The sequence below is a fragment of the Phaeodactylibacter luteus genome, from assembly GCF_007993045.1.
Taxonomy (GTDB): Bacteria; Bacteroidota; Bacteroidia; order Chitinophagales; family Saprospiraceae; genus Phaeodactylibacter; species Phaeodactylibacter luteus.
Genome location: NZ_VOOR01000041.1, coordinates 1 through 24,853, shown reverse-complemented (window position 1 = coordinate 24,853; position 24,853 = coordinate 1). Strand labels below are relative to the sequence as shown.

At 51.6% G+C, this 24,853-nt stretch carries 31 protein-coding genes; 3 read left to right on the top strand and 28 right to left on the bottom strand.

From position 1 onward, the window contains the following. Positions 1-31 precede the first annotated feature (31 nt). The 4 genes from secY to rpsE form a co-directional block, all read right to left on the bottom strand. Positions 32-1,405, bottom strand: coding sequence for a preprotein translocase subunit SecY (gene secY / locus FRY97_RS16565; protein ID WP_147168682.1), 1,374 nt, complete (start codon positions 1,403-1,405; stop codon positions 32-34). Between the two features lie 131 nt (positions 1,406-1,536). Next, entirely contained in the window at positions 1,537-1,983 is a 447-nt protein-coding gene (gene rplO, locus FRY97_RS16560; RefSeq protein WP_147168681.1) for a 50S ribosomal protein L15, read from the bottom strand. An 83-nt stretch (positions 1,984-2,066) separates the two neighbouring features. Continuing rightward, on the bottom strand, positions 2,067-2,249 hold the full coding sequence (gene rpmD, locus FRY97_RS16555) for a 50S ribosomal protein L30 (RefSeq protein ID WP_147168680.1): 183 nt from the start codon (positions 2,247-2,249) through the stop codon (positions 2,067-2,069). 75 nt (positions 2,250-2,324) lie between these two features. Next, positions 2,325-2,798 carry a 30S ribosomal protein S5 gene (gene rpsE, locus FRY97_RS16550; protein ID WP_394349360.1) on the bottom strand — a complete coding sequence of 158 codons (474 nt, stop codon included), beginning with the start codon at positions 2,796-2,798 and terminating at the stop codon, positions 2,325-2,327. Between rpsE and FRY97_RS23365 the strand changes: the two genes are divergently transcribed. After that, positions 2,752-2,868 carry a prepilin-type N-terminal cleavage/methylation domain-containing protein gene (locus FRY97_RS23365; protein WP_394349359.1) on the top strand — a complete coding sequence of 39 codons (117 nt, stop codon included), beginning with the start codon at positions 2,752-2,754 and terminating at the stop codon, positions 2,866-2,868. The two genes, rpsE and FRY97_RS23365, sit on opposite strands and share 47 nt — an antisense overlap. On the opposite strand, the gene rplR is transcribed toward FRY97_RS23365, so the two are convergent. The 22 genes from rplR to FRY97_RS16440 form a co-directional block, all read right to left on the bottom strand. Next, a complete protein-coding gene (gene rplR, locus FRY97_RS16545) occupies positions 2,865-3,218 on the bottom strand; it encodes a 50S ribosomal protein L18 (RefSeq protein ID WP_147168678.1) in 354 nt (117 codons plus the stop codon). The two genes, FRY97_RS23365 and rplR, sit on opposite strands and share 4 nt — an antisense overlap. Before the next feature lie 99 nt (positions 3,219-3,317). Further along, positions 3,318-3,872, bottom strand: coding sequence for a 50S ribosomal protein L6 (gene rplF / locus FRY97_RS16540; RefSeq protein WP_147168677.1), 555 nt, complete (start codon positions 3,870-3,872; stop codon positions 3,318-3,320). 45 nt (positions 3,873-3,917) lie between these two features. Then, the gene (gene rpsH, locus FRY97_RS16535; protein ID WP_147168676.1) at positions 3,918-4,325 is read right to left on the bottom strand and encodes a 30S ribosomal protein S8; all 408 of its coding nucleotides are present in this window, start codon (positions 4,323-4,325) and stop codon (positions 3,918-3,920) included. 92 nt (positions 4,326-4,417) lie between these two features. Further along, on the bottom strand, positions 4,418-4,687 hold the full coding sequence (gene rpsN / locus FRY97_RS16530; protein WP_147168675.1) for a 30S ribosomal protein S14: 270 nt from the start codon (positions 4,685-4,687) through the stop codon (positions 4,418-4,420). A 30-nt stretch (positions 4,688-4,717) separates the two neighbouring features. Beyond that, the gene (gene rplE, locus FRY97_RS16525; protein ID WP_147168674.1) at positions 4,718-5,275 is read right to left on the bottom strand and encodes a 50S ribosomal protein L5; all 558 of its coding nucleotides are present in this window, start codon (positions 5,273-5,275) and stop codon (positions 4,718-4,720) included. After that, positions 5,275-5,628, bottom strand: coding sequence for a 50S ribosomal protein L24 (gene rplX / locus FRY97_RS16520; RefSeq protein WP_147168673.1), 354 nt, complete (start codon positions 5,626-5,628; stop codon positions 5,275-5,277). The genes rplE and rplX overlap by 1 nt, the downstream gene beginning before the upstream one ends. 38 nt (positions 5,629-5,666) lie before the next feature. After that, on the bottom strand, positions 5,667-6,035 hold the full coding sequence (gene rplN, locus FRY97_RS16515) for a 50S ribosomal protein L14 (RefSeq protein WP_147168672.1): 369 nt from the start codon (positions 6,033-6,035) through the stop codon (positions 5,667-5,669). A gap of 78 nt (positions 6,036-6,113) precedes the next feature. After that, positions 6,114-6,371: a 30S ribosomal protein S17 gene (gene rpsQ / locus FRY97_RS16510; RefSeq protein ID WP_147168671.1), complete on the bottom strand. Its 258-nt coding sequence runs from the start codon at positions 6,369-6,371 to the stop codon at positions 6,114-6,116. Positions 6,372-6,406: 35 nt separating this feature from the next. Further along, entirely contained in the window at positions 6,407-6,667 is a 261-nt protein-coding gene (gene rpmC / locus FRY97_RS16505) for a 50S ribosomal protein L29 (protein ID WP_147168670.1), read from the bottom strand. 32 nt (positions 6,668-6,699) lie between these two features. Further along, positions 6,700-7,119 carry a 50S ribosomal protein L16 gene (rplP, locus tag FRY97_RS16500; protein WP_147168669.1) on the bottom strand — a complete coding sequence of 140 codons (420 nt, stop codon included), beginning with the start codon at positions 7,117-7,119 and terminating at the stop codon, positions 6,700-6,702. A 96-nt stretch (positions 7,120-7,215) separates the two neighbouring features. Further along, a complete protein-coding gene (gene rpsC / locus FRY97_RS16495) occupies positions 7,216-7,965 on the bottom strand; it encodes a 30S ribosomal protein S3 (protein ID WP_147168668.1) in 750 nt (249 codons plus the stop codon). A gap of 28 nt (positions 7,966-7,993) precedes the next feature. Then, complete coding sequence (gene rplV, locus FRY97_RS16490) at positions 7,994-8,392, bottom strand: 50S ribosomal protein L22 (RefSeq protein WP_147168667.1); 399 nt, start codon at positions 8,390-8,392, stop codon at positions 7,994-7,996. 58 nt (positions 8,393-8,450) lie between these two features. Further along, a complete protein-coding gene (rpsS, locus tag FRY97_RS16485; RefSeq protein ID WP_147168666.1) occupies positions 8,451-8,720 on the bottom strand; it encodes a 30S ribosomal protein S19 in 270 nt (89 codons plus the stop codon). A 76-nt stretch (positions 8,721-8,796) separates the two neighbouring features. Continuing rightward, positions 8,797-9,633 (bottom strand): 50S ribosomal protein L2, encoded by an 837-nt coding sequence (gene rplB / locus FRY97_RS16480; RefSeq protein WP_147168665.1) that lies wholly within the window; start codon positions 9,631-9,633, stop codon positions 8,797-8,799. 151 nt (positions 9,634-9,784) lie between these two features. Next, entirely contained in the window at positions 9,785-10,081 is a 297-nt protein-coding gene (gene rplW / locus FRY97_RS16475) for a 50S ribosomal protein L23 (RefSeq protein ID WP_147168664.1), read from the bottom strand. A gap of 55 nt (positions 10,082-10,136) precedes the next feature. Continuing rightward, a complete protein-coding gene (rplD, locus tag FRY97_RS16470) occupies positions 10,137-10,766 on the bottom strand; it encodes a 50S ribosomal protein L4 (protein ID WP_147168663.1) in 630 nt (209 codons plus the stop codon). A gap of 71 nt (positions 10,767-10,837) precedes the next feature. Further along, complete coding sequence (gene rplC, locus FRY97_RS16465) at positions 10,838-11,461, bottom strand: 50S ribosomal protein L3 (protein ID WP_147168662.1); 624 nt, start codon at positions 11,459-11,461, stop codon at positions 10,838-10,840. Positions 11,462-11,646: 185 nt separating this feature from the next. After that, positions 11,647-11,955, bottom strand: coding sequence for a 30S ribosomal protein S10 (gene rpsJ, locus FRY97_RS16460; RefSeq protein WP_147168661.1), 309 nt, complete (start codon positions 11,953-11,955; stop codon positions 11,647-11,649). A 68-nt stretch (positions 11,956-12,023) separates the two neighbouring features. Further along, positions 12,024-14,162, bottom strand: coding sequence for an elongation factor G (gene fusA, locus FRY97_RS16455; RefSeq protein ID WP_147168660.1), 2,139 nt, complete (start codon positions 14,160-14,162; stop codon positions 12,024-12,026). Positions 14,163-14,212: 50 nt separating this feature from the next. After that, the gene (gene rpsG, locus FRY97_RS16450; protein ID WP_147168659.1) at positions 14,213-14,680 is read right to left on the bottom strand and encodes a 30S ribosomal protein S7; all 468 of its coding nucleotides are present in this window, start codon (positions 14,678-14,680) and stop codon (positions 14,213-14,215) included. A 42-nt stretch (positions 14,681-14,722) separates the two neighbouring features. Beyond that, the gene (gene rpsL, locus FRY97_RS16445; RefSeq protein ID WP_147168658.1) at positions 14,723-15,094 is read right to left on the bottom strand and encodes a 30S ribosomal protein S12; all 372 of its coding nucleotides are present in this window, start codon (positions 15,092-15,094) and stop codon (positions 14,723-14,725) included. Positions 15,095-15,242: 148 nt separating this feature from the next. Continuing rightward, positions 15,243-15,428, bottom strand: a complete 186-nt coding sequence (locus tag FRY97_RS16440; protein WP_147168657.1) for a hypothetical protein — start codon at positions 15,426-15,428, stop codon at positions 15,243-15,245. Between the two features lie 285 nt (positions 15,429-15,713). Between FRY97_RS16440 and FRY97_RS16435 the strand changes: the two genes are divergently transcribed. Continuing rightward, a complete protein-coding gene (locus tag FRY97_RS16435) occupies positions 15,714-16,463 on the top strand; it encodes an acyl-[acyl-carrier-protein] thioesterase (protein ID WP_170254695.1) in 750 nt (249 codons plus the stop codon). Between the two features lie 178 nt (positions 16,464-16,641). Here FRY97_RS16435 and FRY97_RS16430 read toward each other — a convergent pair whose 3' ends face one another. After that, positions 16,642-17,019, bottom strand: coding sequence for a DUF1801 domain-containing protein (locus FRY97_RS16430; RefSeq protein ID WP_170254694.1), 378 nt, complete (start codon positions 17,017-17,019; stop codon positions 16,642-16,644). After that, positions 17,012-20,377, bottom strand: coding sequence for a maltose alpha-D-glucosyltransferase (gene treS / locus FRY97_RS16425; RefSeq protein WP_147168654.1), 3,366 nt, complete (start codon positions 20,375-20,377; stop codon positions 17,012-17,014). The genes FRY97_RS16430 and treS overlap by 8 nt, the downstream gene beginning before the upstream one ends. A gap of 629 nt (positions 20,378-21,006) precedes the next feature. Between treS and FRY97_RS16420 the strand changes: the two genes are divergently transcribed. Then, a partial coding sequence (locus tag FRY97_RS16420; RefSeq protein ID WP_147168653.1) for a hypothetical protein occupies positions 21,007-24,853 on the top strand: 3,847 nt, incomplete at its 3' end.

Below are 24,853 nucleotides of genomic sequence, written 5' to 3'. Positions count from 1 at the left end.
CACATGGCTAGCACACGGGCCATAGCCTATTTTACATGTTTGCGCCAATCCCCTGCATACGGCTGCGGCCCTGAATTTTGCCAGACTTGACGAGGCCGTCATAACGGCGCATCAGCAAGTGGCTCTCAATTTGCTGCAGCGTATCCAATACAACTGCTACCAAAATCAGGAGGGAAGTGCCACCGAAGAACATCGCAAATGCGATGTTCACACCGAAACCAGCTGCAAAAGCAGGGAGGATCGCAATCAGGCCAAGGAAAATAGAGCCTGGGAGCGTGATACGAGTCGTAACCGCATCGATAAAATCAGCTGTTGGCTTTCCTGGCTTGATGCCAGGGATGAAAGCATTCTGCCGCTTCAAGTATTCAGCGTATTGCTGTGGGTTTACCAGCAGGGCGGTATACACGTAAGTGAAAAGCACCACCAAAACAAAGTAAATCACATTGTAAGGTGCTGAAGTAAAGTCGTTCAACGCACGGAGCACAGGGTTGGTAGCCAGATCGCTTCCCTCGCCAGCAATGAACTGGGCTGCAGTAGCCGGAAGGAACATCAATGCCTGAGCAAAGATGATTGGCATAACACCTGAAGCATTTACCTTGAGCGGGATATAATCCCTTGCCCCAGCTTGTGGCATCTGATTAGCCCCACGGCCGACCATCCGTTTAGCAAACTGAATGGGTATCCGGCGTACTCCCTGAACAATCAGTACAGTAGCCATGACGATAGCAAACAAGGCTGCCATTTCCAGTACAAAGATGATAAGGCCATTATTTTCCAGCTGAGACTGGAATTCGAAAATCAGCGCTTGAGGCAAAGTTGCGATAATCCCTACTGTGATAAGCAGAGAGATGCCGTTGCCGATCCCTTTGTCTGTAATCCGCTCGCCCAGCCACATAGCGAAGACCGTACCGGAGGAGAGGATAATGATATTAGAAATCCAGAACACACCAAGCGGTATGCGTGGGTCAACAGCCCCGAGGCTGTTGATGTAGGTCAGGTACCCACCGCCCTGTACCAGCGTGATCGCTACGGTAAGGATACGGGTAATCTGGTTGAGCTTTTTACGGCCCGATTCGCCTTCTTTCTGCTGAAGGCGCTGGAAATAAGGCACCGCAAAGCCCATCAGCTGAATGATAATGGAAGCGGTGATGTAAGGCATGATACCCAGTGCAAAAACAGCTGCATTGTTGAATGCCCCGCCTGTAAAGACATTGATCAGCCCGAGCAGGTCATTTGGAGTGCTGTTGTTCTGAGTTGCATTATCCAGAACTTCCGGAATCACACCTGGCAGGACCACGTATGATCCAAACCGGAAAACCAAGAGCATCCCCAAGGTAAAGAGGATGCGATTCCTCAGCTCCTTGATTTTCCAGATGTTCTGTAGAGTAGTGATAAACTTTTTCATCTGCAATAATTTAATGCCATTCTACCTCTGATGTGGCTAGCCACAAGGTAACCACTTTTCCACTTCCTCAAGAGCCCAAAAGCCCTATTATTAATAAAGCGCTGACAAAAGCAGCGCAATATTAGTTAACCTTAAGCAACTGTAGCGGTACCGCCTGCAGTCTCGATGGCCTGCTTGGCGCTGGCAGAGAATGCGTGAGCGTGCACTTCTAGTTTCGACTTCAGCTCGCCAGCCCCAAGGACTTTAAAGAGCTCGGTTTTAGTCAGAATGCCATGCTTGACAAGCGCCTCCTGATCTACTTTGGTCAGGCTATACTTATCAGCGATGCTCTGAAGGCGTTCCAAGTTGATTGCGGTATATTCCTTCCGGTTAGGGCTTTTGAAGCCAACCTTAGGCAGGCGCATTTGGATAGGCATCTGACCGCCTTCGAAATTGCGCTTATTTTTGAAACCGGAGCGGGATTTAGCGCCCTTGTGCCCACGTGTGGCGGTGCGGCCGTGGCCAGAACCGATACCACGCGCGATGCGCTTGCGCTTTTTCACTGCCCCTGCAGCCGGTTTTAAGCTATGAAGTTCCATTGCTAAATCGTTTATTCCCTCGAAGAATGACTGCAAAGATATCCGCAGTAACGGCCTTTGCAAACTTTTTCTATTGATTAAAATTAGCCAGCCTGTTCAACAGTGACAAGGTGGCTTACCTTATTGATCATCCCTTGGATCTGTGGTGTCAGTTCGACTTCCACAGACTGGCGGATTTTGCGGAGGCCCAGGGCTTGCATGGTAGCCTTCTGCTTCTTAGACCGATCAATAACGCTTTTGACCTGAGTGACTTTTACCTTACTCATTACTTCAGCTTTGTAGCCGATGAATGCCTTGTTGCTGCAAGTTTGTCCTGTGCAGCGGGCATCCTGCGGCCGGTGTTAACCGTTAAACAGTTTTTCGGTAGAAATATTGCGCTGCTTGGCAACGACTAAAGGGCTGCGCAGCTTAGTCAGGGCATCAATTGTTGCCTTAACCACGTTGTGCGGGTTGGAAGACCCCATAGACTTAGCCAATACGTTGTGGACGCCCGCGATTTCAAGAACAGCGCGCATCGCACCACCGGCAATTACACCGGTACCATCAGAGGCAGGCTTTATCAGTACACGGCCAGCACCATATTTCCCCTTTTGTTCGTGAGGGATAGTACCGTTGTGAAGAGGCACCTGAATGAGGTTCTTCTTGGCGTCATCGACTGCTTTGGAAATCGCCTCGGATACGTCCCGGGCTTTGCCCAAACCATGCCCAACGGTGCCATTTCCGTCTCCAACTACTACGATAGCAGCAAAGCTGAAGGTACGGCCACCCTTGGTTACCTTAGCAACACGGTTGAGGTTAACCAATTTTTCTTTCAGTTCTGTTTCAGCAGGCTTTACCCTGTTAGAGCTTCTCTTAGCCATTATAATTCTGCTTGTAGTTTTTTAAAATTTCAGTCCTCCTTCGCGAGCGCCATCAGCGAGTGCTTTGACTCTGCCGTGGTAGAGGTAGCCGCCACGGTCAAAAAGGACTGTTTCGATACCAGCTTCTTTGGCCCGTTCAGCAAGAAGCTTGCCTACTGCTTTAGACTGTTCGATCTTAGTGCCCTCATTGGAAATCGCATCTTCGCGAGAGCTCGCGGAGATGAGGGTAGTCCCATCGAGGTCATTGATGACCTGAACATAGATGGAGCGGTTGCTCCGGAAAATGTTCAGGCGCGGGCGCTGCGCAGTGCCCTTTACCTTATTACGGATGCGCCAGTGTATCCGCTTGCGTCGATTTCGCTTTGAAAATTGCATGACTTTCTATTTTGGCATTAGTGTAAGGGGAAAGCCCGAACCCAATGCCCTGATAATTTGAATTGCCTGATTATACCAATTAAGCGAGCCTCTGTGGATTTACTTACCAGCAGATTTGCCAGCCTTACGGCGGATGTACTCCCCTGCAAACCGGATACCTTTGCCTTTGTATGGCTCAGGCTTGCGGTAGCTGCGGATTTTGTTGGCGACCTCGCCCAAAAGCTGCTTATCATGAGACTCCAGGCGGATGCTAGGGTCCTTACCCTTTTCCATTGCAGTCGTCACCTTTACTTCATCGGGAAGTGCGAACATAATGGGGTGAGAATATCCTACTGAAAGCTCTAGCAGCTGGCCAGTGTTTGAGCAACGGTAACCAACGCCAACAAGCTGAAGCTCTTTCACAAAACCTTCTGTTACGCCAGTGACCATATTGCTCAGCAAGGCACGGTACAAACCATGCATGGCGCGGTGGCGCTTCTGTTCTGTTGGGCGGCTGATGGTAAGCGTTCCATCTTCTAAAGAGATGGAGAGGTCTGGATCGACCTGCTGCGTCAGCTCGCCTTTTGGCCCTTTTACGGTAACCAGGTTGCCCTTGCTAATGTCGATTGAAACACCGCTCGGTACACTGATGGGGGCTTTTCCTATCCTTGACATTTTTACTCTTTTTTTGGAGCGTTAAAACAGAATATAAGGTGGCACCTAGTAAACGTAGCAGAGTACCTCACCACCAACATTCTCTTCACGGGCCTGCTTGTCTGTCATTACCCCTTTGGAGGTAGACACGATAGCGATGCCAAGTCCGTTGATGATACGTGGGATTTCATCCACTTTGTAATACTTACGAAGGCCACAAGTACTGACCCGGCCCAGCTTCCGGATGACCGGCTGCTTGGTTTTGGGGTCATACTTCAGGGCGATACGGATAATACCCTGACCGAAATGAGCGTCGTCCTCAAATTTGTACTTGAGGATATACCCCTGATTATAGAGGATCTCTGTCATGCTCTTTTTGAGCTTAGAGGCAGGGATGTCAACGATGCGGTGGCCCGCCTGTTGTGCGTTGCGGATTCTAGTCAGATAATCTGCTATTGGATCTGAAACTGCCATTTTATCCTGATTATGTAGCCGTCAAAGACTCCTCGAAATACTATTGAGCCTGCAGACGGTCTGTGAATTGTCTTAATGATATGAGTTAGGACTTACCAGCTTGACTTGGTAACGCCTGGGATTTTGCCGTCTAGTGCCATTTCACGGAACTTAACCCGGCAAAGGCCAAACTGACGCATATAGCCCTTTGGGCGGCCAGTCAGCTTACAGCGGTTGTGCAAGCGGATAGGATTAGAGTTGCGGGGCAGCTTATCGAGCTCTTCCCAGCGGCCTTCTTCCTTAAGTTGCTTACGCAGCGCAGCATACTTGGCTACCAGCTTTTCTCTCTTGCGTTCGCGAGCGATGATTGATTTCTTAGCCATTTTTATAAAATTGCTGTGAGTAAGTTCGGATTAATTGCGTTGGTTCTTGAACGGCATGCCGAGCAGTTTGAGCAGTGCCAGAGCCTCTGCATCTGTCTTGGCTGTTGTCACTATAGTCACATCCATTCCTGTGATCTTGTTGACTTTGTCCAACTCGATTTCAGGGAAGATGATCTGCTCAGTGATGCCCATAGAGTAGTTTCCACGGCCATCGAAGCTCTTGTCGTTTACCCCGCGGAAGTCACGTACACGTGGGAGCGCCACGGTGATGAGACGGTCGAGGAATTCGAACATGCGGATGTCCCGTAAGGTTACACGGGCGCCGATAGGCATCCCTTCGCGCAGTTTAAAGTTAGAAACAGACTTGCGGGCTTTAGTTGAAACCGCACGCTGCCCAGCGATGGCGCTGAGTTCTTGTACTGCGTTGTCAACCAGTTTCTTGTCTTGGGTTGCTGCGCCAACACCTTGGTTGATGGCAACTTTGACCAAGCGGGGAACCTCCATGATAGAGCTGTACTGGAACTGTTCCATCAAGGCAGGCACAATCTCTTCCCGATACTTTTTCTTAAGTCTTGGAGTATAGCTCATTACTTAATGATTTCGCCGGATTTTTTAGAATAGCGGGTCAGCTTACCGTCGACCTCTTTACGGCCAACGCGGGTAGGCTCCCCACTTTTAGGGTCTACCAACTGTACGTTGGAGATGTGGATAGGCGCAGGCACCTCGTTAATGCCGCCAGGGTTATCCTGTGAAGGCCGAGTATGCTTTTTCACCATGTTTGCGTCTTCTACGATTACGCGGTTCTCCTTAGGAAGAACTTCGAGTACTTCGCGCACGCGCCCACGGTCTTTGTATGCACCTGCAATCACTATCACGCGGTCCCCTTTCTTGACCTTGAGCTTAGGGGTGAACCTTTTGCCTTGATGAGATTTCTTTTGCATTGTATCTTGACTTATGATCGCATTCAAAAATTCGTTAACTACAGTACCTCAGGTGCGAGCGATACAATACGCATGTAATCACGCTCACGGAGCTCACGGGCAACCGGGCCGAAGATACGAGTACCACGAGGCTCATCAGCTGCATTCAGCAGGACGACAGCATTGTCATCGAAGCGGATGTAGGAGCCGTCACGGCGGCGGATTTCCTTGCGGGTACGCACAACTACAGCCTTAGATACGCTGCCTTTTTTTACGTTGCCCCCAGGGGTCGCCTCTTTTACCGTAACCACGATCTGGTCACCAATAGAAGCGTATCGACGCTTAGAGCCTCCCAGTACACGGATACACAGTACTTCTTTCGCACCGCTGTTGTCCGCTACCCTTAACCTGCTCTCTTGTTGGATCATCGTTGTAAGGATTTATAGAAGTTATGGCTGGCAGGCATTACCCTATGTGGGCAGAGGCCTGTCCAGGCGCAATGATTGTTACTTGGCGCGCTCGATAATCTCTACGAGCCTCCAACGCTTACGCTTGCTCAATGGACGAGTTTCCATGATCCGGACAAGATCGCCTTCATTGCAATCGTTGTTCTCGTCGTGAGCTACGAATTTCTTACTTTTCTTGACGAATTTACCGTAGATAGGGTGCTGTAGCCTACGCTCGACAGAGACAGAAATGGTCTTGTCCATTTTGTTGCTCGTCACCAGCCCGACACGGGTCTTTCTCAGATTTCTTTCTTCCATTGTATTCGGTGGTTTGGAACCTTCCCAATAAATTACTACTTGCGCCGTCTGCGGGCGCGGATTTTAGAACGCTGGGCGATGGCTTCCGGCTCCGCAGCAGCAAGCTCGCGTCGACGGACCTCCGTGCGCAGCCGGGCGATGTCCCGGCGTACTTCGCGGAGGACAAGCGGGTTGTCCAGCCCCCGGATAGCGTGGTCAAACTTCAGCTTTTGGTACTGAGCTTCCGTGCTTGCCAGTTCGCTCTTCAGGTCTGCCTCAGCATAATCCTGTAGCTCCAGGTATTTTTTTGTTGCCATGATCTATTCCAAATTAAAGGGTCCTCAAAAAATTAGCCCGCATAATCGTAGCGCACAATGAACTTCGTGCGTACAGGCAGCTTCTGAGCAGCCAGGCGGAGCGCTTCCTGCGCTATATCCTTGGGTACACCATCAAGTTCAAAAAGTACACGGCCAGGCTTAACCTCAGCTACCCAGTGGTCAAGGGCTCCTTTACCCTTACCCATACGTACTTCCTGAGGCTTGGATGTGATAGGCTTGTCCGGGAAAATACGGATCCAGACTTTACCTTCACGCTTCATATAACGGGTCATCGCGATACGCGCGGCTTCTATCTGACGGTTGGTGATGCGGGATGCATCCATCGTCTTCAGGCCGAAAGAGCCAAAGTCCAACTGACTGCCCTTGTAGGCCAGCCCGCGGTTGCGGCCCTTCTGCTGCTTGCGATATTTCGTTCTTTTTGGCTGTAACATCTTACAATATGTTTAAACGTGCTACGTCAAATGAAAAGGCTGTACGTACCGTGCCCTGAAAAGCCCGGCAAAGGTACAGCGTTTTTCTGAAAAATTCTAGCGGCGGCGCTGATTTCTTCCGCCACCACGGCGTCCACCCCTGCGGTCACCACCACGGTCGTTGCTAGGCTTGCCGCTACCGCCACGCTCCTGTACGCCAGCGTGTGGAGAAAGATCAGGCTTGCCAAGGATTTCGCCCTTGCAAATCCAGACCTTGATGCCGATTTTACCATAAACCGTAAGGGCTTCCTTGAGGGAGTAGTCGATATCCGCACGGAAAGTGTGCAGCGGGGTACGCCCCTCTTTGTACTCCTCGCGGCGGGCCATGTCCGAACCGTTCAGGCGGCCAGCAATACGCACCTTGATGCCCTCAGCACCTGCACGCATGGTAGACTGAATGGCCATCTTAATGGCACGGCGATAATTGATACGAGCTTCCAGCTGCTTCGCAATAGACTCCGCCACGATGGCAGCGTCAAGCTCAGGCTTGCGGATCTCGATGATATTGATCTGTACATCCTTTCCAGTCAGCTTCTTGAGCTCTTCCCGGATGCGGTCAACCTCTTGGCCTCCCTTACCGATAATGATGCCTGGGCGGGATGTGTGGATGGTAACGGTGATGCGCTTCAGTGTGCGCTCGATTATGATCCTGGCAATACCGCCTTTGGAGATCCGCGCTTCGAGATAGGTACGGATTTTCTCATCCTCCACTACCTTCTCTGCGTAGTCCTTGCCACCGAACCAGTTGGAGTCCCAACCCCGGATGATGCCCAGGCGATTACCGATTGGATTTGTCTTCTGCCCCATATTTATGGAATTAGAATTTTTTTAATGGTTATTCTTCTACTGATTCTACTTCTACAGCATCCTCAGCCTGAGCACTTGCGCTCAGTTCAGCGCGGTTCGCCACAATCAGATTGACGTGAGTAGTGCGCTTGCGGATACGGTGAGCACGGCCGTGGGGAGCCGGGCGGAATCGCTTCAGCATACTGCCATCGTCGGCAGAAATAGCTTTGATAAACAAATCGTATTCATCCGCGCTCTCGCCTGTCTTTACTTCCCAGTTGGCTACAGCAGAAAGTACCAGTTTTTCAAGCCACACAGCGGCTTCCTTCTTCGTAAAACGAAGGATATCAAGAGCTTCCTCAGCGCTTTTTCCGCGTATCAAGTCCACAACCAGGCGCATTTTGCGCGCAGACATGGGGACACTTTTGAGTTTAGCTACTGCTTCCATTTTCTAAAATTTGCATTGCAGTTCCCCCCAACAGATGGGGCTTGCAACGTTAAAAAGATTACTTCTTACGGTTTCCGGAGTGCCCCTTGTAATTGCGGGTAGGAGCAAATTCGCCCAGCTTATGGCCCACCATGTTCTCAGTCACAAACACAGGAACAAAAGTTTTGCCATTGTGCACCGCGATAGTTTCGCCCACCATATCCGGATAGATCATGGAAGCGCGAGACCAAGTTTTGATGACGGTCTTTTTCTGAGAAGCTTTTGACTTCTCGACCTTGTCCATCAGCTTATGGAAAATGTAAGGTCCTTTTTTTATTGATCTTGCCATTGTTCTAATTGATTTAGAAGCTGACACCAGTGGTTGCATAGCCTGCCGCAGAAGGGGCGCCTATGCTGCCCGCCGGTTAGCGCCGCTTACCTGATTTACGTCGAGTAATAATGAGCTTGTTGGACTGCTTCTTCGGCTTACGGGTTTTCTGCCCTTTCGCCATCTGCCCGTTGCGGGAGCGTGGGTGCCCACCTGATGCGCGGCCTTCGCCACCACCCATTGGGTGATCGACAGGGTTCATCGCTACACCACGTGTGCGTGGGCGGCGGCCCAGCCAACGGCTCCGTCCTGCTTTGCCCACTACAGTGAGGCTGTGGTCAGGGTTGGAAGTTGTGCCAATCGTGGCTTTACATTCAGACAAGATGCGGCGGACTTCGCCAGAAGGCATTTTGACTACAGCGTAGCGGCCCTCGCGGCCCATCAGCGTTGCGTAAGTACCCGCAGCGCGCGCCAATGCTGCGCCGTGAGAAGGGCGCATTTCAATTGCGTGAATGGTAGAACCAAGGGGGATGTCCTTGAGGAAGAGAGTGTTTCCTACTACAGGAGCTGCACCCTCGCCAGAAACCACCTCCTTGCCGACCTGCAGGCCGTTGGGGGCGATGATGTAGCGTTTTTCTCCATCTTGGTACTCAAGCAATGCGATGTAAGCACTGCGGTTCGGATCGTACTCGATTGTTTTTACGGTAGCTGTAACGCCATCTTTATCGCGCTTGAAGTCGACAATACGGTAGCGGCGCTTATGGCCCCCGCCACGATAGCGGGAAGTCATACGGCCCTGATTGTTACGGCCACCGGAGCTCTTCATTGGAGCTAACAGGCTCTTTTCGGGCTTGTCCGTGGTTACCTCTGCGAATGCATTGGTCACCAAAAAACGGGTGCCCGGGCTAACCGGCTTGTGTTTTTTAACTGCCATTGGTTCTGTTTTTCAGCTCAGAGATACATGCCTGCTGCAGCGAGTGCTCCACCATAGCACCACCGGGTGAACAGACTAACCGGTAGGGTGCCTTGCTTGGGGAAGGCTACAGGGCAGGCTTTGCCCCTGAGTCTATCTATATAAACTAAAATTAAATATCGCCGTAGAAGTCGATCTCCTCTCCATCTGCTAGTGTGACCACTGCCTTCTTGAAAGCAGCTTTGCGGCCAGTCAAGATACCAGAACGCGTAGAACGGTTCTTGGTCTTAGCAGGCATAATGAGGGTCTTCACTTCTTCCACTGTTACTTGGTACATGTCTTCGATAGCCTTCTTGATCTCAATTTTATTGGCATCTTTGTTGACAACGAAGGTGTACTTACCGAGCTGGTCAGAAAGCCGCTCAGTTTTTTCAGTAATCAGTGGCTTTACCAAAATAGTCTTGGCCATGGTTACGAATAATTATGGAAAGGTACCCTCGGCAAGCCGTGGGCAGCGCTTTCAATTAGTTTGCAAATGCTTCCTTAATCTTCTCGATAGCACCCTCTGCGAGGATAAGCGTACCGGAGTTCATCACTGCGTAAGTGTTCAGGTCCTGTGCACGTACCACACTTACTTTCTGCAGGTTGCGGCTTGACAGGTAAACCTCCTTCTCGTACTCAGGAGTTACGATCACAGGCTTCTGATCAGCTACTTTCAGTGCATTGAGGATATTGACAAACTCCTTGGTCTTGGGCTTGTCGAAAGAGAAGTCCTCAACAATAATGAGCTTGCCGGCACCAGCTTTTGCAGAAAGTGCAGACTTACGAGCAACCAACTTAACCTTGCGGTTCAGGGAGATATCGTATTTGCGGGGGCGAGGGCCAAAGACCCGGCCACCTCCACGGAAAAGTGGGTTCTTGATATCGCCGAAACGAGCCGTGCCCGTTCCTTTCTGGCGCTTCAGTTTTTTAGTAGAGCCTGCGATTTCGTTTCGCTCCTTTGCTTTGTGCGTTCCCTGCCGCTGTGCAGCCAGGTATTGCTTGATGGCCAGGTATACGACGTGCTCATTGGGCTCAACGCCAAAAATCTCAGCGGGGAGTTCTACAGAGCGGCCTGTTTGCTGACCCTGGATATTTAAAACTTCGAGTTTCATTGCTTTGTGTGTTTGAGCATGCTACGGCCGGCGCTTTGGCAGGGCCGCAGTGGATGCGACGCACGAATGAATTACTTTTCAATAATGACAAATGAGCCTTTGTGGCCAGGGATAGCCCCTTTGACCAGGATAAGGTTTTTGTCTGGGAAAACTTTCAGCACGCGGAGGTTTTTCACCTTGATCCGCTCACCGCCGGTACGGCCGGCCATGCGCATCCCCTTGAACACCTTTGCTGGGTAAGAGGCAGCACCAATAGAACCCGGTGCACGCTGACGGTTGTGCTGACCGTGGGTAGCATCGTTTACACCACTGAAGCCGTGGCGCTTAACTACGCCTTGGAAACCTTTGCCCTTAGACGTTCCTACAGCTGAAACAAGATCTCCTTCAACGAAGACCTCATCCACCTTGATCAGATCGCCAAGCGCCTTTTCAGGAATAGAGAAATCACGGAACTCCACAACTTTCCGTTTGGGGGCCGTTTTGGCCTTTTCGTAGTGCCCTAGAAGTGCTTGAGAAGTATTCTTGGCTTTGGCATCGCCATAGCCAATCTGTGTAGCGTTGTAACCATCAGTCTCTTCGGTCTTCACCTGCGTTACTACGCAGGGGCCCGCTTCGATTACGGTACATGCTACGTTCCGACCATTAGCATCAAAGATGCTGGTCATTCCTATCTTTTTACCGATAATACCGTTCATCAGTACATGGTTTTTGAATACGCCGCAGTAGAGTTGAGACTGGGGTGCTCAGGGAGCCCCAAAGATTCGAGCTGGCACTTGGCCTGAGAAAACAACAGCACGTAAGAGAGCTGTCTTTTCCTCCACCTTGCGCCTGAAGGCACCTAGTATCTGCCGCCTCTATGCTAACGGATAATGTTACGTTCTTACGTTAATTTAACCTGAATGTCAACCCCACTTGGCAGTTCCAGTTTGGACAGGGCATCTACTGTCTTCTGGGTGGGAGTATAGATTTCGATGAGACGTTTGTGGGTGCGAAGCTGGAACTGCTCACGAGATTTTTTGTTGACGTGCGGCGAACGGAGCACGGTAAAAATCTTCTTCTTAGTGGGCAGCGGAATCGGCCCAGTAACGACAGCGCCACTGTTTCTCACCGTCTTCACGATCTTTTCCGTAGACTTATCCACCAGGTTGTGATCGTAAGAGCGGAGCTTGATTCTGATTTTTTGATTCATGCCTTGAATTCAAATAAGTGTGTGATAGTATAGAGAGGGGTGCATGCACCCCTCCCCTGTTGATATCCTTATGCTTTTACTTCACCTTTGGCGGCTGCGATGATCTCCTTGGCGATGCCAGATGGAGCTTCCGCATAGTGTGAGAACTCCATAGTAGAGTTGGCACGGCCAGAAGTGATAGTACGAAGCGATGTTACATAACCGAACATTTCAGACAGTGGTGCATCCGCCTTGATAGCAACGGCTCCTCCAGCACGTGGCTCCTGTCCTTTCGGCAGGCCGCGGCGGCGGTTCAAGTCGCCGATCACAGCACCTACAAACTCCTCGGGTGTCACAATCTCGAGCTTCATGATAGGCTCAAGCAGAACCGGGTTCGCTTTTGGCGCTGCAGCGCGGAAACCTTCCTTCGCACAGAGTTCGAAGGCGATTGGCTTAGAGTCGACCGCGTGCATAGAACCGTCAAAAACACGGACTTTCATGCTGTCGATATTGTAACCTGCCAAGATACCGTTGTCCATCATTGCGAGGAAACCGTCTCGGATAGGCTTCTGATAGTTCTTGTCGATAGAGCCACCTACGATGTCCCATACGAACTGAAGCTTCTCTTTGCCATTTTTGAACTCGTCGCTGTCCAGGAATTCCTGATCGGCAGGGCCGAGCTCGAACTCCATGTCTGCGAAAAGACCTGAACCACCAGACTGCTTCTTGAGGCGCTCACGGTGGCCAACTAGGCCAGTAAGCGCTTCTTTGTAGTTCACCTGAGGAGCACCTTGGCTTACCTCCACTTTGAACTCGCGACGCAAGCGGTCAACGATGATTTCCAAGTGCAGCTCGCCCATACCGCTGATTACGGTTTGGTTGGTGTCTTCGTCATAACGTACGCGGAAAGTCGGGTCTTCCTCAGCCAGCTTGGCCAGGGACATGCCCAGCTTGTCCAAGTCTTTTTGAGACTTAGGCTCAATTGCAAGGCCGATAACCGGCTCGGGGAAAGTCATGCTTTCCAGTACAATCGGTGCGTTCTCGTCACAGATGGTATCTCCGGTACGCAGGTCCTTGAAACCTACAGCAGCAGCGATGTCGCCAGCCTCGACATAATCGATGGCGTTCTGCTTGTTGGAGTGCATCTGGTACAAGCGTGAGATGCGCTCTTTCTTGCCAGAGCGGGTATTCAGTACGTAAGAACCTGCATCAAGACGGCCGGAGTACGTCCGGAAGAATGCCAAGCGGCCTACGTAAGGGTCAGTTGCAATTTTGAAAGCTAGGCCAGAGAACGGCGCGTTCACATCCGGCTTGCGGAGCTCCTCCTTGTCTGTTTTCGGGTTGGTGCCCGTGATGGCATCAACGTCGACAGGAGAAGGCATGAAAGCACATACAGCATCGAGTACAGCCTGTACGCCTTTGTTTTTGAAGGCAGAGCCGCACATCATTGGGATGATGCTCATGTCGATAACTGCCGCACGGATAGCTGCGCGGATTTCTTCTGGAGAAATGCTATCTGGATCTTCGAAGTACTTCTCCATGAGCGTCTCATCGTATTCAGCGACTGCCTCGAGGAGTGCCTCCCGATATTCTGCTACGGTTTCCTTCAAATCTTCGGGGATTGGCTCGACCTCGTAAGTCATGCCCATATCGTGCTCATTCCAGATACGCGCCTCATTCGTAATCAGGTCGACAACGCCCTTGAACGTCTCCTCAGCACCAATAGGTACCTGAAGTGGGACGGCATTAGCGCCCAGTTTCTCCTTTACGTCGTTGACAACGTTGAAGAAGTCTGCACCAGAACGGTCCATTTTATTAACAAAACCGATACGGGGTACTTTGTAGCGGTTGGCTTGGCGCCAAACCGTTTCAGACTGAGGCTCTACACCAGAAACTGCACAGAACAAAGCCACCACACCGTCGAGTACGCGGAGCGAGCGCTCCACCTCCACCGTAAAGTCAACGTGACCCGGTGTATCGATGATGTTTACGGTGTACTCCTGTTCTTTCCAATTCCAGGATGTCTTAGTTGCAGCAGAGGTAATGGTAATACCACGCTCCTGCTCCTGCTCCATCCAGTCCATGGTTGCTGCACCGTCGTGTACCTCACCAATCTTGTGGCTAAGGCCGGTGTAGAAAAGGACACGCTCGGTAGTAGTCGTCTTGCCGGCGTCAATGTGCGCAGCAATACCAATATTACGAGTATACTTGAGATCTTTTTGTGCCATGACTACTCCTCGAAGGAATTTTTGAATTTATAGAAAAGGATGATGTAAGGTTAGACGCGGAAGTGAGCGAAGGCACGGTTAGATTCTGCCATCTTGTGCGTGTCTTCTTTACGCTTAACTGCGCTGCCTTCTCCCTTGCTAGCTGCGATCAGCTCTGCAGCCAGTTTTTCTGCCATACCCTTACCGCTCCGCTGACGCGAGAACTTGATGAGCCACTTCATCCCGATAGCGACTTTGCGCTTAGCGGGGATTTCCGTAGGGATTTGGAACGTCGCACCACCAATACGGCGGCTGCGCACCTCTACTTGAGGCATGGCGTTGTTGAGTGCCTTTTTCCAAACTGCGTGCTCGTCCTGCTCGGTACGCTCCTTGATTTTGTCCATAGCATCATAAAAGAGGGTAAAAGCAGTGCTTTTCTTACCTTCCAGCATGAGGTTGTTGACAAATTGCGTTACCAGTGGGTCCTTATAACGAGGGTCTGGCTGGATGACTCTTAACTTCGGCTTTCTTTTTCTCATTACTCTAAATTAGAGGTTTCTCAAATTATTGAAACATAATTATTACTTCGGGCGCTTAGCTCCATAACGGGAACGAGCCTGAAGGCGGCCCTCAACCCCGTTGGTATCCAATGCACCACGAACGATGGTATAGCGTACACCAGGAAGGTCTTTTACACGACCGCCGCGCACCAATACGATGGAGTGCTCTTGCAGGTTGTGCCCCTCGCCGGGGATGTAGCAGATAACCTCCAATCCGTTGGTCAGGCGCACTTTAGCAACCTTACGCAAAGCGGAGTTCGGCTTCTTTGGCGTCGTTGTGTACACACGAGTGCAAACACCACGCTTTTGCGGACAACCATCTAAAGCCCGTGATTTGCTCTTAGTTACAATCTTCTTCCTGCCCTTGCGTACAAGTTGATTAATAGTAGGCATATGACTTTTTAATTTGAGTTGTATTTAACAATACCTTATCGGCAGAGGTTAACATACCTTGCTCGAAAAGCGATTGCAAAGGTAGACCTTTTTCAGCTAAATCCAAAAAGGCGTTTTAAAATAATTCCTTGATAATTGAAGATTTAGCTCAATTGCGCTTCCCACTGAAGCTCAACAGGTTCTCTGCCACACCATATAATATGGTATACCAACCTCTCATCCGATATTCCCACTGCTCAGCGCTCATGCTGCGGAGGATGGCCCTGCCAGGATAGCCGGCTCGGTGCCAAAGGATTTTTCCGGCCTTGCTGAAAGGCGCAAACCCAAATATCACAGGCGTTCAAGCTTTTTGGGCTTTAGGCTGGCATTGGCCTAGCGCTGCGAAGGGGTGGCCGAAGGCCAGAGCCGAGGCCTGTAGGGCGAGGAGCCGAGCGGACAGCGAGCCCCGGAGCATAGCGGCACCTGCCCTTGCGGCAGGGGCAGGCCCACCTTTGCTCTAGTGCGGCTAGACCGAACTATTTGATAATATCTCCGTACTTAAGCCTTTTCTGGTGCGTGGTCTTTAATGGTCAAAAATTACGGCTCAATCCACTAGTCATATATCTTTATGCCAAAAACTATGGTAGATTCTGATCTGCTCTACACCCATACCTATCAGGTCAGAGCTTATGAGATCGACGCACAGCAGCGTATGACCCTGCCCGCCTTATCGCGCCTGATGCAAGAGGCAGCCCTGCAGAATGTCATTGAAATCGGAATGTCCTACTGGGACCTCGCCCCTTATCACATTTCATGGGTACTGACCCGTCAGCAGATTGAAGTACAGCGCCTTCCCAACCTCAATGAGCACATTCGTATCCATACCTACCCCGCAGGGTTCCTCAAAGCGTTTGCACTGCGTGACTTTTGGGTAGAAACCCTTGATGGCGAGCCCCTCGCCCACTCGGCCTCTACCTGGCTGTTGATGGATACCCGCTCCCGCAAAATGGCAAACCCGCCAGATTTTGTCTTAGCTTTTAATCGCCGGATGCCGCCCAAGGAGCAATGCCTGCCCCGGATTTCCGGGCAATTGGATAAGCTCGGGGCGGTAGGCCATCAGGAAAGTTACACCGTGCACTGGCATGATCTCGACTTCAACCGCCACCTTAATAACACCTTATATATACAGTGGATGCTAGACCCCGTGCCCGAAACGGTACTGGCCGAACGCCAAATGCGCTTCCTGGATATCGAATACCGGGCTGAGGGGCAGCTTGCAGACGTACTCCAATCGGAAGTTGAAGAAGCTGCGATAGGCACTTACCGCCACCGTATACTGCGGCCGGCAGATGGGAAGGTGCTGGCCAATGCTTTTACGCGGTGGGGCTAGTGGTCTGTCAAGGCTAAAACTAGGGGTTGCCTGCGGCGACTTTTGAGGCTACTCTTCGTTGGACAACCCCTTACGTAGCGCTGCTATGCGCGGGAACATCCGCCTTGATTAGCCTCAAAATTCGCTCCCACTCAACCCATAAATTAACACTTGACAGACCACTAGTGCAGCCATCCGCTTATTTACCCTTCCCTCTTTTTGGCCCTTTGTAAGGCGCCACCTCATCCAGCAAAAGGGCTTCCTGAATGACCTCCAGCAAGGCAGCTTGGGGTATATCGCCCACGGAATGGAAGACGGCGCCGGTGACCATTTTGCGCCCGCGGGCATGCAGCAGCCCCTGCTCATTTGACAGCTCAGCGCCCTGAATGAAGGCCAGCTCAATGCCGCCATCCCGGGGATTGGCATAACAAACCCAGCTCTTCCGGCTGTAGAAAGGGATTTTATACCGGATGCGGCTTGTCATCTCAGGGTGGCCCATCAAAACCTGATGCAGGAAAAACAATATTTCCCGCTGCTGAGGCTGAAGCCCCAGGATATAGGCTTCTACCTCACTCATCTCCCCTGCCCTCCATTGTGCTGCCAGCTTGCCCCCTGTATTGCTGCATAGCATATAGTACGCCCCTTACCGGAATGCGGAGCCATTCTGGGCGGGCATTCATTTCGTAGCCGACTTCGTAAATGGCTTTCTCCAAGATGTAGATCCTAAGCAACAACTGCATTGCCTGCAAGTCTTCGGGGATGAAATGCTGGCCGGCAGCCGTATCCAGATAGGCCGTCAGGAAATACTGGCTGACGTAGTGGAACCATTGATTGGCCCAAGCTTCGAGCTGCGGCATATCAGCAGCCCGATAGTTTTGATTGAGCACAAGCTGCCCGTAGGCTGCATAATGGAAAGATCGTATCATGCCTGCTACATCCTTGAAAGGGGTACGCTTCAGCCTCCGTTCGCTAATGGAGTGCATCGGCTCGCCCTCGAAGTCGATGATGTAAAAATCCCGCCCGTTGAAGAGCACCTGCCCAAGGTGGTAGTCGCCATGCACCCTGGTTTTTGTTGCCTCAATCTTGCGGCTGTAGATCTCACTGAAGGCCGCCATGATCTCCTCCCGGATATCGAGCACCTGCCGGGCCTCCGATGCAATGTGCTCCGGCAACGATGGCAGGCGCCGCTCTAGGGCAGATAGCTTTTCATTGACCAGCTTGCGGTGCTGCGCATAAATAGAGCGCTGATAGTTTTGCGTAAAGCGCTCCGGGGCAAATGCGGGGTCAGTAGTTTCCTGTGCCAAGGCTATGTGCATTTCCGCTGTGCGCTGCCCGAGCAGTGCAGCCCGCTCATATATCACACTGCCGATCAAGCGCTGCAGGCGCTCCGGCGTATCCTCAAAATACAGGCGGTTTTTTTCTACAAGCGCAGGAGGGGGCGTATCCCGTTCTACCTTCGCCAGCACTTTCTCATAATAACGGTTCAGGGCTTCCAGCATCATGGTCCAAGCCTCGCCCTGATTGGGTATTTTATTTTGCAGCAAGCCCAAAATGGTGAAGGACTTTTCTATGGTATCTTCAAATTGCACCCCGCCCCCGTAGCGGGGGGAATGGCTGAAAGCGGTCTGCTCCGACAGGTAGCGGACGACCTCCAGGTCTGGGTTGATATCGATATCCAGTTTCCGGTAGATTTTGAAAAAGAACTGGTTATTGTAAATCACAGATGTATTGCTCTGCTCTGCCCTAAGGACTTCAGAAACCACATCTTCGGGCTCGATCTGCAACTCATTGAGGGTTTTGCCAGCTTCGAACGCGAGCTGCCCGCCTTGCACGTTCACCCGTTCGTGCCCTTTGATGCGGCAGAACAAATCATTCCGGAAAGCTTCATCGTAAATAGCATCGACCAAGATGCCCTCTTTCTCGGGCGTTTTGAGGTAACAGACTACGCTTTGCACTTCATTTTTCAGGTAATGGACCATCTGCCCGGCATCAGATACGAAAGTAATGGGCAGGAAGTAAGTCTCCGGCAGGCCGTCAGTATAGCGTACCTGTATGCTCAAGAAAAAAGCGTGGGCCTCCCCATAAGATACGCTAGGGTAATGCGCCACATTGATCGAGACCATTTTCCTGGACTTGCCCCCAAACCAACGGCAGGAGCGCAGGTACCCTGGCAAGATTTTTTTCTCAAACCGGCGCTTGGCAGAATAGTTGTCGAAGAATCCCGCCCAGTCAACATCAGCGGTAGCCTCTTGGATAGCCCGTTCTTTAGGCACCTCCTCTGCTTCCTCCCCCTGCTCCATCAGGAACCAATAATAGCCGTACGGCCCCACAGTAAACTGATAAGGCTCCCCTGCGCTGATAGGGAAAAACTTGTTCTGGCTGAAAATTTCCATAGGCCGGATACCTTTATAGCGGCTCAGGTCAAGGGCTATGGCCTGGGAAAACTTGGAAAGGTTCGCCACTACGAGAATGCTCTCGCCCTCGTAGGAGCGGATAAAGGAAAGGACTTTACCATTGAGCGAATCCAGGAACTCAATTTTGCCGTGGCTGAAGGCTTTCAGGCGTTTGCGCATGCTGATGATGTTCTTCATCCACCAGAGCAGAGAAGAAGAGTTTCGGTTTTGAATCTCAACATTGATGGCTTCGTAACGGTAAAGGGGATCGCGGATGACCGGCAGGAAGAGCTTTTGAGGGTTGGCCGCTGAGAAGCCAGCGTTGCGGTCAGAGTTCCACTGCATAGGGGTACGCACCCCGTTGCGATCGCCCAAGTAAATATTGTCACCCATGCCGATCTCGTCGCCGTAATAAATGACCGGGGTGCCAGGCAGGCTAAAGAGCAGGCTGTTGAGCAGTTCAATTTTCCTGCGGTCGTTGTTCAGCAAGGGGGCCAGGCGCCGCCGGATACCTTCGTTGATCTTCGCGCCATGATCTTGGGCGAACACCTTATACAAATAGTCGCGCTCTTCTTCTGTGACCATAGAGAGCATTAGGTCATCATGATTACGGAGGAAAAGCGCCCACTGACAATTTTCCGGCACCGTTGGGGTTTGCTCCAAGATATCGATGATGGGATAGCGGTCTTCGGTCTGCAGGCCCATATACAGCCTCGGCATGAGCGGAAAGTGGTAGTTCATATGGCACTCATCGCCCGCCCCATAATATTCAGCAGCCTCTTCTGGCCAGAGGTTGGTTTCCGCAACCAGGATTTTATTGGGGTGTTTTTGGTCTACATACCTCCTCAGCTCCCTCAGGTACTCGTGCACCTGCGGGAGGTTTTCACAGTTGGTGCCCTCTTCTCTGAAGATGAACATGACCGAAGTAAGGCGAAGCCCATCTACACCGAGGTTGAACCAGAAATCTATGACCCCGCGTATTTCCTCCCTCACCCGGGGGTTATTGTAGTTCAGGTCTGCCTGATGGCTATAAAAGCGGTGCCAGTAATAGGATTTTGCCTGATTGTCCCATTCCCAGTTAGACGTTTCATAATCCGAGAAGATGATCTGTGCATCAGAAAAAGGCTCAGGGGTAGGGCTCCAGATATAAAAATCGCGCTCCGGGTCACCTTCCGCTGCCATGCGGGCCCTTTTGAACCACTCGTGCTCCGTGGAAGTATGGTTCATAATGATATCGATAACCACGTAGATCCCCCGTTTATGGGCTTCTTCCAAAAACCGTTGGAAGTCCTCTAGCGCTCCATAATTGGGATGTACCTGCTTAAAGTCAGACACATCATAGCCATCGTCTTTTAGAGGCGACTCATAGAATGGCAGGAGGGAAATACAATTGACGCCAAGGTCCTCTAGGTAATCCAGTTTTTCGATGAGCCCGTTGATGTCTCCTATGCCGCTGCCGTTGCTGTCGTAAAAAGCATGTACCGGCAGGGCATATATAATAGCGTCTTTAAACCACAAGGGGTTGTTCGTTTGCGATGTCATACCAGGGTGGTGGGTTTAACCAAGATTAGAGGCTAGTGCCTCAAGCCATAAATCCTTGCCACCCCAAGTTTCGTTCTTTTCCGCCTACTCTTCGTTAAAGAACCGCTCCTTTAGCTCGGGCTAAAGTCGCGAACCTTCACCTTGATTAGTCGGAAAATAACTTCAACTTAAGTATCAGAGATTTATGACTTAAGGCACTAGCGCCAAAAAATAAAGCCAAACAAGTGCTTAGCTAAGAAACGAAAAAATATCGCCCCTTGCCAGTTATGCGATTGATTGTTGTGCGCCATTTTCAAAAGCCTAACAGCTCTTGCCCAGGAGCCCCTCCCTCACAAAAGAACTGCTGCTTGTACCTAAAATATAAATTATCAAACCTTTATGCTAAATTTACGGCTGGTACTAGCCATTTCCCGGCTTCAGTGCCTCTAAGCTCCTTGGCAGGGCATCAAACGCTATGCGGCAGCACAGCTATCGCTAAAACGAAATGGCGGAACTTAACTACCTAACGCCTATCGACTTCTGCCTCAGTCCGCAAATTTGCACATAGCTAACAATGAAGGAAATGCACGCGCAAGTGCTGCGCCCTTCTACTTGGTGTCTAAGACTTCCAGAGAAAGTATCAAAAAGTGATGAAGGAGACCTATAAACGGTACTGGAAAGGAGTATGCTCATACCTTATTGCGGGATGTATGATGCTTGGCGCGCTGCAACTGAATGGCGCTCAAAACCCACCTTGTGACATTAGCGGTGTAAACATCAACGGCGTCATCTGCGACGACCGCGGCACGGCCGCCACAGCCGATGACCGCATCATCTTCAACCTCAACCCACAGGGGACCGGGCTCAGCGGCACCTACGAAATCAATGTTTCTGGAGGCGCCCTTAGCCCTTCTGACGGCATCTTTGGCCAGACGGCAGGCTTCATTTTCAACCCGGACGACCCCAATGCCTTTTCCTATACAGCTACCATCTCCAACGCCAATTGTAGCTTTAGCTTCTCTCTGGACAACCCCTGCAACGACCCCTGCAGCCTAGACAATGCTAACCTCTCTGCCGTCACCTGCTTTGACAACAACTCCCCTACCAATGGCAACGACGACCGGGTGCGGTTTACCCTCGACCCTACTGGATTAGGGCTTGGAGAAATCTACAATGTCATGGTGCCCGGAGCATTCGTCATCCCGAATATTGGCACCTACGGCAGCCCGTCCTTTTTTGAGCTGGGCCCGGGCTCAGCAGGGCAGGGCCCCTTCACCTTAATCATTACCGATCTCGGAGATACCGAGTGTACGCTTACCATACCCCTGCCTGATCCTGGAGACTGCGTGACGCCCTGTGAGCTATCAGAGGCCGGGCTCTCTGCGGTTTCTTGTGACGACCGGGGCACTGACCTCCTTCCAGAAGACGACCTGCTGCTCATCACTGTAAGCCCGTCCGGAATAAATACTGGCGGTAGTTTTGCTTTATCTGCACCTGCGGGAATCACAGCCACTCCAGCCGCTGCACCATACGGCCAGCCTACCACATTTGCGCTAAGCGGAGTGGTTGGCATGGGAGAAGTGCTGCCGCTTACCCTAACTGACCTAAGCGAAGAAGGCTGCGCTATCAGCCTCCTGGCCGTCAACAATACGCCCTGCTCTACCCCCAATTGCAACCTGGCCCAGGCCGGGCTTGGAGAAGTCAGTTGTAGCGACAACGGCCTGCTTACGTTCTCCCTCAACCCGTCTGGCACAGGGCTGAACAGCCAGTACCAGGTCAATATGCCAGGGGGCAGCCTCCTTGGGCAAAACACGGGGGTCTATGGCAGCCCTACCGTTTACACCTTCCTGCCTACCCTGCCTCAACAGCCCAACTATCCTATTTTCATCCGGGATATGGCAGACCCTTCCTGCTCCATTTCCGCTTCTCTCGAAAACCCCTGCGATGACTGCGCCATCAATACGGCTGAACTGATCAATGCCTTCTGTTTTGACAACACCACCCTTTCTGCCCCAGAAGACGACATCCTATTCGTCAATCTCAATATCACTGGCGAAAATACAGCTGCCCAATATCAGGTTGAAATCAATGGGCAGTTGGCAGACCCTGTAGCAGCCCCTTACGGCACTAGTACCACCTTTAGCCTGCCTATGCCTGTGTCCCCGATCACTACGGTTCTCATTCAGGACCTAGAAGACCCAGCCTGCCAGGCTATGCTACAATTCCCTACGCCAGCATCCTGCTCGCCCGGGTGCCTTTTTACAGGGGCACCGGCCAATCTAAGCTGCAATGACAACAGCACGCCTAGCAACCCTTCCGACGACTACCTGACCTTTAGCCTAAATCTGAACGGGGGTGGGGGCAACGAATATGCCCTGGCTTCTCCATCCGGTGCGCTCCAGCCAGCAACGGGCGACTACGGCCAGCCGGTTATTTTCGCACTGCCTGCCGGCTCTGCCTTACAGGACAGCATTTGGGTGGAAGCCACAGACCTCTACGACCCTTCCTGCAATATAGGCTTTTGGGTCACCCCCCCTGGCACTTGCTCTCCTGCCTGTGGCATAGAAGCCAGTGTTGTCAGCACCTTCTGCCTTGACAATGATACCCCGGGCAACCCTATAGACGATTTTTTCCAAGCCGAAATCTCCATTGAGAACGCCATACCACCGGCTGGCTCAGGCTGGACCGCTGGCTCAGGCAGCCTCAATACTAGCGGAGCTTACGGGGCTTCAACCTTCACTGCGCCCCAGCTATTCAGCGATGGCCCGCTGTTGGTTACTTTTCAAGATGCCATATCCCCTGCATGTAGGGTGGCAGTGGAAGTCCTGCCCCCCCTCCCGTGTACAGATACCTGCACGCTTTCCCAGCCTAACCTTAGCAACCTAAACTGCAACGACTCTGCCGTTCAATTTAGCCTCAACCCAGGGGGCAGTGCCATCGGCACAGCTTATGCCGTCCAAATTGATGGGGCGCAATGGCTTTCTGACACCATCGCAGCTTATGGCTCGCCGGCCAACTTTTCCTTCCTCTCTCCAAGCTTCGCACAAGAAGCCTTTTCCCTTACCCTCCAGGATGAGGGCAACCCCGACTGCAGCCTTACCGTCAACCTGCCCGACCCTTGTAAGGATTGCACTATCGACTCCGTGCGCATTTCAAATATTCAATGCCAAGACGGCGGCACCCCCTCTGATCCAGCCGATGATTTCCTAACCCTCCAAATTGAAGCATCGGGCCAAGGGACAGGCTCTACATTCCTTTTGGAAAGCCCTAATGCCGCAATATCTCCTGGCTTTGGCGCTTATGGCCTGCTCAATACCTATACGCTAGAAGCGGGGTCGGCAAGCTTGGGCAATATCCCTCTCGTTGTTCGGGATGCAGCAATGGCCGGCTGCTCAAAACTTTCGGTCTTGAACAACCCAGGCACCTGCTCTGACTTGTGTGAAATATCCAGTCCTGAAGTGCTGGCCGCTTTTTGTGATGACAACGGCACCCCGGGCAACCCCGAAGATGACTTGACCGCAGCCACGGTCCTACTGAACGGTACAAATACCAGTGGGGCGTTTAAAATTGAATGGGCAGGGGAGATTACAGATACGGTGCCCTTTGGCCTACCTGTAACCATTCAATTCCCTTCTGCTCTAAATAGTGCCACTTTCAGTTTTACAGATATTGGTTCCCCACTCTGTTCTGCCACTCTTGAGCTGCCATCATCCGGCACTTGCTCGGACTCCTGCGCCATTTCCGCTACACTCGTGGATACCATTTGCTTGGACAATGCGTCTTCCGCTTTCTCTGGGGATGACCTTTTTAGGGCAAGTGTGTTGGTGGAGAACCCTATTGCCGGGAAAGGCTGGTTTGCCATCCCTCCTTTGGGGGAAGGAAGTGGAAACTATGGGGACACGCTAACCCTTGGGCCGTTCGCTATTGCAGATGGCACGGTGAACATCATCTTTGCCGATAGCCTCGTTGCCGACTGCGCTGTCCTGCTGAACATACAGCCTCCTATCCCTTGTTCTGACTCCTGTAGCATCGAGGCTCAGGCCATACAGGCTTTTTGTGATGATAATGGCACACCTGCAACCCCTGATGACGACTTGTTCACTGCTAGTGTGCTGGTCAACGGGCTAAATGCTGCTGATGGTTGGGCAGGAATGGCTTATGGAATGGACTTTACCGCTAGCTACCAAGATACTGCAATATTAGGCCCCTTCCCTATCAGTGCTGATAGCTTGCAGTTGCCTATTTTTGACTTAGCGGATACCACTTGTCAAACGAATATTCAACTGATTGCGCCTTCCTCTTGCTCAGATGGCTGCCCCCCTGCTGATTCCACATTCATTTCCCTGCAGTCCTGTAGCCCTGCCGATACCGGGCACGTCACTGTAATCCTGCAGAACCAGTTCGGCTGCGATTCCGTCGTCATCACTTCTACCGCACTGCTGCCGACCGATTCCACCTTCATTTCCCTGCAGTCCTGCAGCCCTGCAGATACCGGGG

Bases quoted from the DNA above. Each gene is read 5' to 3' on its own strand.
- rpmC (WP_147168670.1), bottom strand. From the start codon at position 6,667: ATGGCAACAAAAAAATACCTGGAGCTACAGGATTATGCTGAGGCAGAC.
- FRY97_RS16435 (WP_170254695.1), top strand. From the start codon at position 15,714: ATGGTAGATTCTGATCTGCTCTACACCCATACCTATCAGGTCAGAGCT.
- rpsC (WP_147168668.1), bottom strand. From the start codon at position 7,965: ATGGGGCAGAAGACAAATCCAATCGGTAATCGCCTGGGCATCATCCGG.
- rplF (WP_147168677.1), bottom strand. From the start codon at position 3,872: ATGTCAAGGATAGGAAAAGCCCCCATCAGTGTACCGAGCGGTGTTTCA.
- rpsG (WP_147168659.1), bottom strand. From the start codon at position 14,680: ATGAGAAAAAGAAAGCCGAAGTTAAGAGTCATCCAGCCAGACCCTCGT.
- rplX (WP_147168673.1), bottom strand. From the start codon at position 5,628: ATGCAAAAGAAATCTCATCAAGGCAAAAGGTTCACCCCTAAGCTCAAG.
- FRY97_RS16430 (WP_170254694.1), bottom strand. From the start codon at position 17,019: ATGAGTGAGGTAGAAGCCTATATCCTGGGGCTTCAGCCTCAGCAGCGG.
- rpsQ (WP_147168671.1), bottom strand. From the start codon at position 6,371: ATGGAAGAAAGAAATCTGAGAAAGACCCGTGTCGGGCTGGTGACGAGC.
- rpsJ (WP_147168661.1), bottom strand. From the start codon at position 11,955: ATGAATCAAAAAATCAGAATCAAGCTCCGCTCTTACGATCACAACCTG.
- rplE (WP_147168674.1), bottom strand. From the start codon at position 5,275: ATGAGCTATACTCCAAGACTTAAGAAAAAGTATCGGGAAGAGATTGTG.
- fusA (WP_147168660.1), bottom strand. From the start codon at position 14,162: ATGGCACAAAAAGATCTCAAGTATACTCGTAATATTGGTATTGCTGCG.
- rplW (WP_147168664.1), bottom strand. From the start codon at position 10,081: ATGGCCAAGACTATTTTGGTAAAGCCACTGATTACTGAAAAAACTGAG.
- rplB (WP_147168665.1), bottom strand. From the start codon at position 9,633: ATGGCAGTTAAAAAACACAAGCCGGTTAGCCCGGGCACCCGTTTTTTG.
- rpsL (WP_147168658.1), bottom strand. From the start codon at position 15,094: ATGCCTACTATTAATCAACTTGTACGCAAGGGCAGGAAGAAGATTGTA.
- rpsS (WP_147168666.1), bottom strand. From the start codon at position 8,720: ATGGCAAGATCAATAAAAAAAGGACCTTACATTTTCCATAAGCTGATG.
- secY (WP_147168682.1), bottom strand. From the start codon at position 1,405: ATGAAAAAGTTTATCACTACTCTACAGAACATCTGGAAAATCAAGGAG.
- rplR (WP_147168678.1), bottom strand. From the start codon at position 3,218: ATGCAATTTTCAAAGCGAAATCGACGCAAGCGGATACACTGGCGCATC.
- rplV (WP_147168667.1), bottom strand. From the start codon at position 8,392: ATGGAAGCAGTAGCTAAACTCAAAAGTGTCCCCATGTCTGCGCGCAAA.
- rplC (WP_147168662.1), bottom strand. From the start codon at position 11,461: ATGAACGGTATTATCGGTAAAAAGATAGGAATGACCAGCATCTTTGAT.
- rpsN (WP_147168675.1), bottom strand. From the start codon at position 4,687: ATGGCTAAGAAATCAATCATCGCTCGCGAACGCAAGAGAGAAAAGCTG.
- rplN (WP_147168672.1), bottom strand. From the start codon at position 6,035: ATGATCCAACAAGAGAGCAGGTTAAGGGTAGCGGACAACAGCGGTGCG.
- rplO (WP_147168681.1), bottom strand. From the start codon at position 1,983: ATGGAACTTCATAGCTTAAAACCGGCTGCAGGGGCAGTGAAAAAGCGC.
- rplP (WP_147168669.1), bottom strand. From the start codon at position 7,119: ATGTTACAGCCAAAAAGAACGAAATATCGCAAGCAGCAGAAGGGCCGC.
- rplD (WP_147168663.1), bottom strand. From the start codon at position 10,766: ATGAAACTCGAAGTTTTAAATATCCAGGGTCAGCAAACAGGCCGCTCT.
- rpmD (WP_147168680.1), bottom strand. From the start codon at position 2,249: ATGAGTAAGGTAAAAGTCACTCAGGTCAAAAGCGTTATTGATCGGTCT.
- treS (WP_147168654.1), bottom strand. From the start codon at position 20,377: ATGACATCGCAAACGAACAACCCCTTGTGGTTTAAAGACGCTATTATA.
- rpsH (WP_147168676.1), bottom strand. From the start codon at position 4,325: ATGGCAGTTTCAGATCCAATAGCAGATTATCTGACTAGAATCCGCAAC.